Raw genomic sequence first — 11,937 nt, 5'->3', positions numbered from 1 at the left:
GTCCCACACCCCCGGCCGACGACCCGGCGACCTTCACGACCGCGACCGACCGCCCTGCCGGTCCCACACCCCCGGCCGACGACGCGGCCGGCCACGCTGCCGGGCCCGCGCCCGCGTCGGGCGATCTGGGTCTGCTGGTGGCCGGTACCCGGCTGTTCACCACCCCCGACGGTGGCCTGCCCCGGGTCGGCGAGCTGCCGACCGGGACCGGATGGGTGCCGCTGGGCACGCTCGACGGCGTGCCGGCCTGGGCGCTCGAGACGGCCGACCCGGGCCGGCCAGCCACCCGGGACAACCCGACCGGGGGCGGGGAGCCGGGGAGCGGGGAGACCGTGGGGAGCAGGGCCGGGGGTCGACGGCCGGTCGGGCGGTGGCGCAGTTGGCGGGCGCTCGCCGCCGAGCTGCCCGAGCCGGTCGCCACGCTCGCCGGACGGGCGGTGGCCGTGGTCACCTGGCGGCGTACCCACCGCTGGTGCGGGGCCTGCCGGGCGGCGCTGGTCGACGTGCCGGGCGAGACGGCCCGCCGCTGCCCCGACTGCGGCCTGTACGTGCCGCTGCGGCTCTCCCCGGCGGTGCTCACCGCGATCACCCGCCCCGGCCCGGCCGGTGGCCCCACCGAGCTGCTGCTGGTCCGGCACGCGTCCGGGCCGACCGAGCTGTGGGCGCTGGTCGCCGGCTTCGTGGAGGCCGGCGAGTCGCTGGAGACGGCGGTCCGGCGGGAGGTCGCCGAGGAGGTCTCGCTCGACCTCGACACGATCGACTACTTCGGCAGCCAACCCTGGGCGATCTCCGGGCCGGGGGTGCTGCTCGCCGGGTTCACCGCCACCGCCGCCGATGCCGGAGCCGAACCGGTGGTGGACGGGCGGGAGCTGGTACGGGCCCGGTGGTTCCCGGTGGACGCGTTGCCGGCGGAGCTGCCGCCCGCGTACTCGATCTCCCGCTGGCTGATCGACGCCGTCGCCGCCCGCGGCTGAGCCGGCCCCCGCGCCGGCCCGGACCGGTGGGCGCCCGGCCGGGGTGGCGCGGCGGTCAGATGCCGAGCAGGGTGCGCAGGTGGCGCGGGGGCGGGCAGTCGTGGGCGAGCATCGCGTCGTGCCAGTCCCGCACCGACACCCCGGCCGGCCGGGCGGCGGCGACGTCGGCCAGTTCGCTGTAGCCGACGAAGTAGGTGGAGAGCTGCGTCGAGGTGAGCAGCGCCCGCCGCCACTTGCCGGCCGCCTCGCCCTCCTCCTGGAAGCCGCGTTCGGTCATCAGCGCCAACGCGTCCGCCTCGGTCATCTGGTCGCAGTGGACCAACTGGTCGAGCAGCGCGTTGATGGTCATCCGCAGCTGCATCTTGAGCTGCTGGAGGCGGACCGGCAGGCCGCCGAAGCCGAGGCCGGCCATCAGCTCCTCGGTGTAGACCGCCCAGCCCTCGATGAACACCCCCGACTCGGTCAGCGCCCGGACCCGGGTGGGGCCGGCGTACCGGCGGGCGTGGGCGAGCTGGAGGAAGTGCCCCGGCATCGCCTCGTGCACGGTCAGGTTCCGGATCATGTGGTCGTTGTACTCGCGGTAGAACGAGTCGACCCGGTGGGCTGGCCAGTCCGCCGGGGTGGGCGCGATGCAGTAGAAGGTGGGCAGGTCGGCCGGCTCCAGCGGGCCCGGCGAGTCGCAGTAGGCCACCGCGACGCCCCGGGCGAACTCCGGCATCTCCTGGATCACGCACGGGTCGTCGACCAGGCCGACCAGGTCGTGGGCCCGGACGAAGTCGACGGCCTCGTCGAGGGTGACCGAGGCGAGGTCCACGATGGAGTGGTCGTCGGGGTGCTCGGCGGCCAGCAGGTCCAGCGCCCGGCGTACCGTCTCGTCGTCGGCCGGGCCACCGACCAGCTCGACGGCCGCCGCGCGGATCTCGGTGGTGACCCGGTCCAGGTTGGCCCAGGCCCGGCGCTGCACCTCGGCGGCGCCCAGCTCGGTGTCGAGGGTGTGCCAGAGGCGGGCCTCCCAGCGGCGGCGGCCCAGGCGGGGGTCGCGGCCCGGCCCGGTCTCGGCGGCCAGCCCGGCGCGCAGCCAGCCGACGAACTCGTCGAGCGCGGCGATCGCCGCCGTCGCGGCCGGCCCGACCGTGCCGGCCAGCGCGGGGGCCTGGGCGAGCAGCAGCGGCACCTCGTCGCGGATCAGCGCGGCGGTGCCGACGAACTGCCCGACCGCCGTCTCGGCGTGCACCCGGGGCATGTCCCGCAACGTCGTCCGCGCGGTCGCCAACGCGTCGGGTACGGCCGTCAGCCGCCCGGCCAGGTGGGCCAGCCGCTCCTCCACCGGGGCGTACGGGCGGGCGAGCAGGGCGTGCAGCAGCGGACCGGGGTTGTGCACCAGCGGGTCCCACTCGAAGGCCCGGATCTCGCTCAACTCGAACAGTTCCCGGTCGACCAGGGCGCTGAGCAGCGCGTGGTCGACCTGTTCCTCGACGTCGAGCGAGTCCGTGTCGACCTCGGCGAGCGCGTCGGCGGCCTCCCCCAGCATCGCCTGGTCGGCCGCGACCGCCCCGGCGGAGAGATCCGGCAACCGGTCGTCGTAGCGGTGGTCCCCGCTCGACGTGGCGACCCCCGGCCGGCTCTCCAGCACGGCCTCGACGATCCGCTCCGCCAACGGCACGAATGAACCCATCCCCCGACCCTACCCACTCCCCACCGCCCGCCCCGGCCTCGTCGATCAAGAGGTTCGCGGCACCGCACACCCACCCCGCTCTCGTGATCAAGAGGTTCGCGTCACCGGATCGCGCAGGGCTGACGCAAACCTCTTGGTCAACTCGACGAGGTGGGGGGTTCGGTGGTGCGGAGGGTTTGGGTGTGAGCCAGGGTGGTGCGGCGGAGAGCCGCCTCGGGGTCCAGGCCGGCGTGGCGGGCCTCGGCGACCAGGGCCAGCAGGGTGGCACCCAGGCGGGACTCCGGGTCGGGCTGGGCGTCGGGGGACGGCAGCGGGGCGGTCAGGGCGGCCCGACCGGCCCGGTCCAGCACCTTGGCCGCCAGAGCCAGCGCCGGCTGGCTCAACGCGATGCCGTCGAGCACCGACGCACGGGCCTTCTCGGCCCGCTTGATCCGTTCCCAGTTCGCCTCGATCTCGGCCAGCGAACCCGCCTCGGCACCGGCGAAGACGTGCGGGTTCCGGCGGACCATCTTGTCGACCAGGGTGCCGGCCACGTCGTCGACGTTCCACCGCTCACCCTCGGGCAGGTCCTCCGCCAGGCGCGCGTGCAGCAGCACCTGGAGCAGCACGTCGCCCAACTCCTCACGGAGCGCGTCGGTGTCACCGTCGCTGATCGCGTCGTACGCCTCGTAGCACTCCTCGATCAGGAAACCGGCGAGGCTACGGTGGGTCTGCGCCCGCTTCCACGGGTCACCGCCGGGGGAGGCGAGCCGGTCCATCACCTCGACCGCATCGAGCAACCGGGCCCCCGGCGGGTCCCACGAGCCGTACATCAGCTCCAGCTCGGCCAGCCCCGGTTGCCGGGCCAACCCCAGACCCAACTCCCGGGCCAGGGACTCGTCGCCGGCCGGGCCGGCCAGCCAGACCGCCGTACCGCCCGCCGCCGCCGCGTCGAGCAACGCGTCGGTGGCTCCGCCGGAGACGACGGTGACCTCGACGCCCGCCGCGCGTACCGCCGCGACCTGGGCGCTCTGTGCGCCGGTCAGCACCGGCGCGGAGCGCAGCACGTCCCAGGCGGCGGCGGTCAGCAGACCGGCCGGCAACCGGGGCGAGGTGACCAGCAGGACGATCCGGTGGGACGTGCTCAGGAGGCCACCGGCCCCTGCGCCGGGGTCGGGCTGCCGACCGGCTCGGGGGTCGACACGTCGGTCACCGGGCCGCTGGCGTCGATGTACGGCAGCGCGTAGAAGACCAGCTCCTGACCCTTGTTGACCCAGGCCGGGACGCCGAGCGGCCGGTACCGGGGGTTGACCTCGACGTCGAGCTTGTCGGCCTGCTCCCCCAGCGCGGTGCTCAACGCGGCGGCGCTGCGGACGAAACCGCCGTCGCCGAAGAGCTGCCGCACCTGCGCCACCGGCAGCCCCTTGTCGATGCCGCCGGTCTTCTCGATCGCGTGGTAGACCGCCATCACCGACTCGTCGCTCAGGTCGGCCGGCGGCAACTGCTGGCTGAGCACGGAGAACAGGTCCGCCCACTCACCCCAGAGCTTCGCGAACTCCGCCTGCGGCGGCATCTGCAACTGCTGGGCCAGCTGGTCCGGGGTGATCTGGTCGGGGACCTGGAGGCCCTTCTCGGCCGCGACCCGCTTGCCCAGGTCGATGCTGACCAGCAGGTTCACCACGTCCTGCCGGGTCACCCCGGCCCGCAGCTGCTCCGGTGCCGGGGTCTGGCCGGACTGGGCCGCGCCCTGCCGCACCGCCTCGGCGTACCTCGTCTGCGCGTCGGTGTAGATCGCGTCCACCCGGGCGACCGAGTAGCGACTGTCGCCGATGTATGCGGCCACATCCGGAGATGCCTTGCCGCAGGCGGTGAGGGAGAGGACACCCAGTGCCGCGACGCTGGCGGCGGCGATGAGACGGCGTGCACGCATGACGGTCACTCTCTCATGCCTGCCCGGCTACGGTGACGCCGCCCACCACGCGCTGCGGCCCCCGCCCGCAGCTTTCGTGCCCCCGGCCCCGGCCACCCCGGGTCGCCGGACCCGACCGGCCGCTCATGCCCGCGCCCCGGCCAGCGGGGCCGGCTCGCCGAGGACGTCGGAGAGGAGCTGGGCGCACCACTCCAACAGCGCCTGGTCACGCAGCGGCTCGCCACCGACCCGGCGGGTGCTCGGCCGGGGCACGCTGACCTGGTCGGTGGCCGGCTTGTAGACCGAGTCCGGGTGGTAGCGCTTGAGCCGCAACTGCTTGGAATCGGGCAACGGCAGCGGCCCGAACCGCAGGTGCTTGCCCTGCACGCTCACGTCGGAGAGGCCGTAACGGCGGGCCAGCAACCGGAACCGGGCCACCGCGACCAGGTTCTGCACCGGTGCGGGCGGCTCGCCGTACCGGTCGGTCATCTCGGCGACCACCTCGCGCAAACGTTCGTCGTCACGCGCCTCGGCGAGCTTGCGGTACATCTCCAGCCGCAGCCGCTCCACCCCCACGTAGTCCAGCGGCAGGTGCGCGTCGACCGGAAGATCGATGCGGACGTCGGCCGCCAGCTCGTCGGACTCGGTGCTCTCCCCCTTGAACGCCGACACCGCCTCGCCGACCATCCGGACGTACAGGTCGAACCCGACGCCCTCGATGTGCCCGGACTGCTCGCCACCGAGCAGGTTGCCGGCGCCCCGGATCTCCAGGTCCTTCATCGCCACGTACATGCCCGCGCCCAGCTCGGTGTGCTGGGCGATGGTGGCCAACCGCTCGTGCGCGTGCTCGGTGAGCGGCTTCTCCGGCGGATAGAGGAAGTACGCGTACGCCCGCTCCCGGCCCCGGCCCACCCGGCCCCGGATCTGGTGCAGCTGGGCCAGGCCGAGCAGGTCGGCCCGCTCCACGATCAGGGTGTTGGCGTTGGGGATGTCGATGCCGGACTCCACGATGGTGGTGCAGACCAGGACGTCGAACTCCTTCTCCCAGAAGCCGACCATCACCTTCTCCAGCGCCTCCTCGCCCATCTGCCCGTGGGCCACCGCCACCCGCGCCTCGGGCACCAGCTCACGCAGCCTGCGCGCCGTCCGGTCGATCGACTCCACCCGGTTGTGCAGGTAGAAGACCTGCCCGTCGCGCAGCAACTCGCGGTGGATGGACGCGGCCACCTGCCGGTCGTCGTACGACCCGACGAAGGTCAGCACCGGGTGCCGCTCCTCCGGCGGGGTGGCGATGGTCGACATCTCCCGGATGCCGGTGATCGCCATCTCCAGCGTCCGCGGGATCGGGGTGGCCGACATGCTCAGCACGTCGACCGACGCGCGCAGCGTCTTGAGGTGCTCCTTGTGCTCGACGCCGAAGCGCTGCTCCTCGTCGATGACCACCATGCCGAGAGACTTGAACCGGGTGGCCGTCTGGAGCAGCCGGTGGGTGCCGATGACGATGTCGACGGTGCCGTCGGCGACCATCTCCAACGTCCGTTCGCTCTCCTTGGCGGTCTGGAAGCGGGACAGCTGCCGGATGGTCACCGGGAACTGGTTCATCCGTTCGGCGAACGTGTTGTAGTGCTGCTGCACCAGCAGCGTCGTCGGCACCAGCACCGCCACCTGCTTACCGTCCTGCACCGCCTTGAACGCCGCCCGGACGGCGATCTCGGTCTTGCCGTACCCGACGTCACCGCAGATCAGCCGGTCCATCGGGACGGTCTGCTCCATGTCCCGCTTGACCTCCTCGATGGCGGCCAACTGGTCGGGCGTCTCCTGCCACGGGAAGGCGTCCTCCAGCTCCCGCTGCCACGGGGAGTCCGGGGCGAACGCGTGCCCCTTGGACGCCTTGCGGGCGGCGTAGAGCTGGATCAGCTGGGCGGCGATCTCCCGGACCGCCTTGCGGGCGCGGGCCTTGGACTTCTGCCAGTCCGAGCCGCCCATCTTGTGCAGGGTGGGCTGCTCGCCGCCGACGTAGCGGGAGAGCTGGTCGAGCTGGTCGGTGGGGACGAAGAGCCGGTCGCCGGGCTGGCCGCGCTTGCTGGCCGCGTACTCGATGACCAGGTATTCGCGGGACGCGCCGTTGACGGTGCGCTGCACCAGCTCGACGTACCGGCCGATGCCGTGCTGCTCGTGCACGACGAAGTCGCCGGCCTTCAGCTCCAGCGGGTCGATGGTGTTGCGCCGCCGGCTCGGCATCTTGCGCATGTCCCGGGTGGAGGTGCCCCGGCCACCGGTGACGTCGTTGCCGGTGAGCAGCACGAACCTCGACGCCTCGTCGACGAAGCCGGCGGTCAGGCAGCCGCAGGTGACCAGCACCTCACCGGGGGCGGGCGCGGCCGGCACCTGCTCGGTGAGCCGGGCGCCCAGGCCCGCGTCGCGGAGCACCTCGACGGCCCGCTGGGCGGGACCGTGCCCCTCGAAGACCAACGCGACCGCCCAGCCCTCGCCGGTCCAGCGCTTGATGTCGTCGACCACCCGGCCGGTCTCACCGTGGTAGAGCGGGGCCGGCTGGGCGGCCAGGGTCACCGCGATCGCGTCGTCGGGGGTCACGTCTGTCCCGCCCGGCGCATCCTCCCAGGGCTGCCGGGTGGGGGTGGCGGCGTCCGCCTCGACCAGCCCGAACGGGGCGAGGGTCCACCAGGGCTGGCGCAGGGCGCGGGCGGTGGCGCGTACCTCGGCCAGGGATTTGAAAGCGGCGGCGCCCAGGTCGACCGGGGCCTGGCCGCCGACGGCGGCCGCGGCCCAGCTCGCCTGGAGGAACTCCTCCGAGGTACGCACCAGGTCGTGGGCCCGGGTGCGGATCCGCTCCGGGTCGCAGAGCAGCACGTGGGTGCCGGCCGGCATGGTGTCGACCAGCAGCTCCAGGCTCTCGCTGCCGAGCAGCGCCGGCACCAGCGACTCCATCCCCTCGACGGGGATGCCCTCGGCCAGCTTGTCGAGGATCTCGGCCAGTTCCGGGTGCTCCCCGGCGAGCGCGGCGGCCCGCCGGCGCACCGCCGGGGTCAGCAGCAGCTCCCGGCACGGCGGGGCCCACAGCTGCGGTACGCCTTCGATGGTGCGCTGGTCGGCGACGGCGAAGGTGCGGATCTCCTCCACCTCGTCACCCCAGAACTCCACCCGGGACGGGTGCTCGTCGGTGGGTGGGAAGACGTCCAGGATGCCGCCGCGCACGGCGAACTCGCCGCGTTTGGTGACCAGGTCGACCCGGGCGTACGCCAGGTCGGTGAGCCGGCGGGCGACCTGCTCCAGGTCGGCCTCCTCCCCGGCGGCGAGCTGCACCGGGTCCAGGTCGCCGAGGCCCTTGAGCTGTGGTTGCAGCAGCGAGCGCACCGGGGCCACCACCACCCGCAGCGGGCCGGTCACCCCCTGCGCGTCGGCGGTGTCCGGGTGGGCGAGGCGGCGCAGCACGGCCAACCGCCGGCCGACGGTGTCGGAACGGGGCGAGAGCCGCTCGTGCGGCAGCGTCTCCCAGGACGGGAAGACCGCCACCTGCCCGGCCGGGAGCAGGCTGCCCAGCGCGGCGGCCAGGTCGTCGGCCTCCCGGCTGGTGGCGGTCACCGCGAGCACCGGCCGGCCGGCCCCGCCGACCGGCTCGTCGGCGGCGACGGCGGCCACGGCGAACGGACGCAGCGCGGCCGGGGCGGTCAGGTCCAGCCCGTCGACCTGGGCGGCACCGGAGCGCGCCAGGTCACGAGCACGGGCCAGCCCCGGGTCGGCCAGGGCGGCGGAGAAGAGTCCGGTGAGCATCAGTGATCACTTCCAGGAAAGCCGCCGGTCGGCCCGGGGCGCGCGAAGATGCCCCCACGCCCGGCCGGGCCGGGGGGTGCACGGCCGCCAGCCTATCTCGCGAGGGAGACAATCGAGCCCGCAGCGGCGGTGCCGGAACGGGGGAGGACCAATGCCACAGCAGTGGGGCGCGGACCCACGCCAACAGACCACCCAGGGACGGTGGCGGGGTCTGGGCCTGCCCGACGGGATGACCTTCTACGAGGTGCGCTGCCTGATCGACGAGCCGGGCTGGGTGGGCCCGGTGCCCAATCTCGGCTACCGGGTCTACCTGGGGCGCTCCGGCGGTTACCTGCGCCGGCTCAACGGTGAGATCGCGTTCGCCGATGCGACGTCGGTGCTGCTGACCCGACCCGGCGACGAGATGAGCGTGGCCCATCCGCTCGGCTGCGGCGACGTCTACTCGTGCCTGGAGATCCGCCCCGAGGTCCTTGAGGAACGCCCGGACGCCCGCGACTGGTTCACCCGGCGCAGCTGGGACGGTCAGCTCGACGCCGCGTTGGACCTGGAGCACCGGATGCTGGTGGCCCGCAGCCGGCGGGGTCTGGACGGCTTCGAGCTGACCGAGCACACCCACCAGTTCCTGGCCACCCTGCTCAGTGGCAGCCCGCTGGGCCGGGGTGCCCCGGGCGCGGACCTGGACCGTGCGGTGGGGCGGCGACCGGCCACCCTGGCCGCCCATCGACGCCTCGCCGACCAGGCCCGCCAGGTGCTCGCCGCGTCGGGTTTCACCCTGGGGCTCACCGAGGTCGCCCGGCTGGTCGGCTGCTCACCGCACCACCTGAGCCGGGTGTTCCAGCGGGTCACCGGGCGCAGCCTCACCGCCTACCGCAACGAGCTGCGGGTCCGGGCGGTGCTGGACCTGTTGGGCCGCTCCGATCCGCCGCGGCTGGTGACGATCGCCGCCGAGTACGGCTTCGCCGACCAGGCGCACCTGAGCCGGGTGGTCCGGGAGCGGGTCGGCCATCCGCCCGCCCGCCTGCGTCGACTGCTCGCACCCGCCGACTGACAGGGCCCGGCGGCCCGGCTCCCGAGTCGCCGGGCGCTGGACGCTGGGCGCGAGTCGCGGGGCGCTCGTCGTGGCGGGGCCGCCGGTCGAACCGAACCGCGCACGAATCTTCAAGATTTCGACCCCCGTGCCGACCGAGGATGGAACAGCCAGCCCGGTCGGTCGACGTTGCGACGGCCGAGGGAGACGCGGACCTGTTCGGGGAGGCCCGCGTACCCCCCAGTCGGGCTGACCGGGGATGCCGTCCGGCGCCCGGTGGAGGTGCCGTACCCCGGTGCGGCACCTCCACGCCCGGCCGCGTCCCGTTCAGTAGCGCACGGCGATGCGGCGTTCGACCGCGTCGACCCGGATCTCCCCGCCGTACGGGATGATCAACTGCGGGTCGGTGTGGCCCAGGTCGACGTCGAAGACCACCACCGCGTCCGGGCGGTACGCGCTCAGCGCCCGGACGATGGCACCCCGTTGGGCGGCGGCCCACGCGAGCCGTTGCGCCACCGGCAGCGGTCGTGCGAAGTCCCACGCCTTGGGTCGGCCGACGACGACCGCCGGGAAGGCGGCGAGCAGTCCCCGCTCGCCCATGTTCCGGATGATCCGGAACACCTCCTGCGCGTCGGGCAGTTCGTTGGAGGTCTCGACGACCAGCACCGAGCCGGCCAGGTCGGCGGCCGACGGGACCCGGTCGGCGGCCATCAGCCAGTGCAGGATCTCCAGACACCCGCCCCAGGTGCGGCCCTCGACGACCGTCGACGGGCCCCGCCAGCGCCAGCCCTCGCCGGGCAGCATCGGCGGTTCGACCGCGAGCGTGGCCGGGTCCCGCCAGTCGCCCGGTTCGTCACCCCACTGCGGCGCGGGGGTCAGCTCGTACCAGTCGGAGGTGAACAGGGCGGCGCGCAGCGAGTCGAGGGTCAGCGGGTGCGGGGCGCCGGGTCGGCCGAGGTGCACCAGCACCGAGCCGCCGTGGTAGGCCACCATCCCCAGCCGGTAGAGGTGGTTGAGGACGTTGGTGTTGTCCGAGTAGCCGAAGTAGGGCTTCGGGTTGGCCCGCAGCACCGCGTCGTCCAGGTGCGGGGTGACCGTGATCAGGTCGTCGCCGCCGACCGTGGCGAGCACCGCGGTGACCGTCGGGTCGGCGAAGGCGGCGGTCAGGTCGCGCGCCCGGTCGCGGGGGTCGGCCCGGGTCTGCCGGGTGGTGGGGTACTCCACCGGCACCAGGCCGAACTCCTCGCGCAGCCGGCGCAGGCCCAGCTCGTACACGTGCGGGAACAGACCCGGCAGGCCGGCGGAGGGGGAGACCACGGCGACCCGGTCGCCGGGTTTCGGTTTGGCGGGGTACGCGGGACGGCTCACGGTCGGAACCTACCGCCCGTCACCAGCGGTTTTCGCCCGACGAAACCCCACAGGAAGGGCATTACGGGCCATAGGCTGGGTCGGTGGACGAGGAGCCCCGGACCCGGGCCTGGCTGCCCCGCACGGCGGCGCTGCTGTTCGGCACGCTGGTGCTGGCCAGCGCGTTCATCGCGGCCTACGTCGGCGCGCTGCACCAGCCGCACCCCCGGGACGTGCCGGTCGGGGTGGTGACCGGCGACCAACGCGCCGAGGCGCTGCTGACCGCCGTGCGGGCCCGCACCGACACCATCGAGCCCATCGGGTACGCCGACCCGGGCGCGGCCGACGACGCCCTCACCGCCCGCCAGGTGTACGCCGTGCTCACCTCGGCCCCCGACGGCACGCTCACCCTCGCCACCGCCAGCGCCTCCGCCCCGGCCGCCACCGAACTCGTCACCGGGGTCCTCACCCCGGCCGCCCAGCAGGCCCGACTGCCGCTCACCGTCACCGACCAGGTGCCGGTCTCCCCCGACGACCCGCGCGGTCTGGTGCCGTTCTACCTGACCGTCGGGCTGGTGCTCGGCGGCTACCTCGCCTCGACCGCGCTCGGCGTCTCGCTCGGCACCGCCCCACGCGGCCTGCGCCGGGCCGGACTGCGGATCGGTTCCCTGGCCGTGCACGCGGTGCTGCTCGGGACCATCGGCGCGGTGCTGGTCGGCCCGGTCCTCGACGTCTGGGACCACGACCTGGTCACGGTCGCGGCGGTCGGCATGCTCACCGTCTTCACCGCCGCGATGGTCGCCGCCGCCGTGCAGGGCTGGCTGGGGCTGCTCGGCACCGGGCTGGTGATCCTGCTGCTGGTGGTGCTCGGCAACCCCGGCTCGGGCGGCATCTACGCCCCGGAGTTCCTACCCGCCGCGCTACGCGGGATGCACCGCTGGAACGTCCCCGGCCTCGCCACCGACCTGCTCAAGTCGGCCGTCTACTTCGACTGGCGGTCGGCCCGCTGGCCCCTGGCAGGGCTACTGACCTGGGCCGTTCTGGGGCTGCTCGGCCTGCTCACCGCCGCCCGGTTCCGGGGCCCCCGGACCGCCACCCACCGGGTCGACACCCGACCGGACGGGTGAGGCCGGACCGTCGGCGGGCGGGATCGAATCCACCGGGCGGGGGTGGGACACGGCGATCGTGGGGAAGGTGACACACCGAACCCCTTCCTCGCCGACCGGGCCGCGCA

General features: G+C 74.1%; 8 protein-coding genes. 3 read left to right on the top strand and 5 right to left on the bottom strand.

The features are described 5' to 3' along the window. Positions 1–137 precede the first annotated feature (137 nt). Positions 138–974: an NUDIX domain-containing protein gene (locus AB0B63_RS18115; RefSeq protein WP_357019831.1), complete on the top strand. Its 837-nt coding sequence runs from the start codon at positions 138–140 to the stop codon at positions 972–974. Between the two features lie 55 nt (positions 975–1,029). Here the strand turns inward: AB0B63_RS18115 and AB0B63_RS18110 are convergent, their stop codons facing one another. The 4 genes from AB0B63_RS18110 to mfd all read right to left on the bottom strand — a co-directional run bounded on the left by AB0B63_RS18110 (position 1,030) and on the right by mfd (position 8,329). Then, a complete protein-coding gene (locus AB0B63_RS18110) occupies positions 1,030–2,649 on the bottom strand; it encodes a DUF885 domain-containing protein (RefSeq protein ID WP_357019828.1) in 1,620 nt (539 codons plus the stop codon). A gap of 137 nt (positions 2,650–2,786) precedes the next feature. Further along, positions 2,787–3,776: a nucleoside triphosphate pyrophosphohydrolase gene (locus AB0B63_RS18105; protein WP_357019977.1), complete on the bottom strand. Its 990-nt coding sequence runs from the start codon at positions 3,774–3,776 to the stop codon at positions 2,787–2,789. After that, positions 3,773–4,558 (bottom strand): hypothetical protein, encoded by a 786-nt coding sequence (locus tag AB0B63_RS18100; RefSeq protein WP_208568550.1) that lies wholly within the window; start codon positions 4,556–4,558, stop codon positions 3,773–3,775. Before AB0B63_RS18100 ends, AB0B63_RS18105 begins: the two co-directional genes overlap by 4 nt. A 123-nt stretch (positions 4,559–4,681) precedes the next feature. Further along, positions 4,682–8,329 (bottom strand): transcription-repair coupling factor, encoded by a 3,648-nt coding sequence (gene mfd / locus AB0B63_RS18095; protein ID WP_357019824.1) that lies wholly within the window; start codon positions 8,327–8,329, stop codon positions 4,682–4,684. Between the two features lie 151 nt (positions 8,330–8,480). Between mfd and AB0B63_RS18090 the strand changes: the two genes are divergently transcribed. Further along, a complete protein-coding gene (locus tag AB0B63_RS18090; protein WP_219467173.1) occupies positions 8,481–9,377 on the top strand; it encodes a helix-turn-helix transcriptional regulator in 897 nt (298 codons plus the stop codon). Between the two features lie 306 nt (positions 9,378–9,683). Here the strand turns inward: AB0B63_RS18090 and AB0B63_RS18085 are convergent, their stop codons facing one another. Continuing rightward, positions 9,684–10,724, bottom strand: a complete 1,041-nt coding sequence (locus AB0B63_RS18085; RefSeq protein WP_357019821.1) for a S66 peptidase family protein — start codon at positions 10,722–10,724, stop codon at positions 9,684–9,686. An 83-nt stretch (positions 10,725–10,807) separates the two neighbouring features. Here AB0B63_RS18085 and AB0B63_RS18080 point away from each other — a divergent pair, with 83 nt between their 5' ends. Beyond that, positions 10,808–11,830, top strand: coding sequence for a hypothetical protein (locus AB0B63_RS18080; protein ID WP_357019818.1), 1,023 nt, complete (start codon positions 10,808–10,810; stop codon positions 11,828–11,830). The last annotated feature ends 107 nt before the right edge of the window (positions 11,831–11,937 follow it).

The organism is Micromonospora sp. NPDC049081, assembly GCF_040648835.1.
In the GTDB taxonomy this organism is placed as follows: Bacteria; Actinomycetota; Actinomycetes; order Mycobacteriales; family Micromonosporaceae; genus Micromonospora; species Micromonospora antibiotica.
The sequence above is the reverse complement of the archived record's forward strand: the minus strand, read 5'-3'. Positions and strand labels throughout refer to the sequence as shown.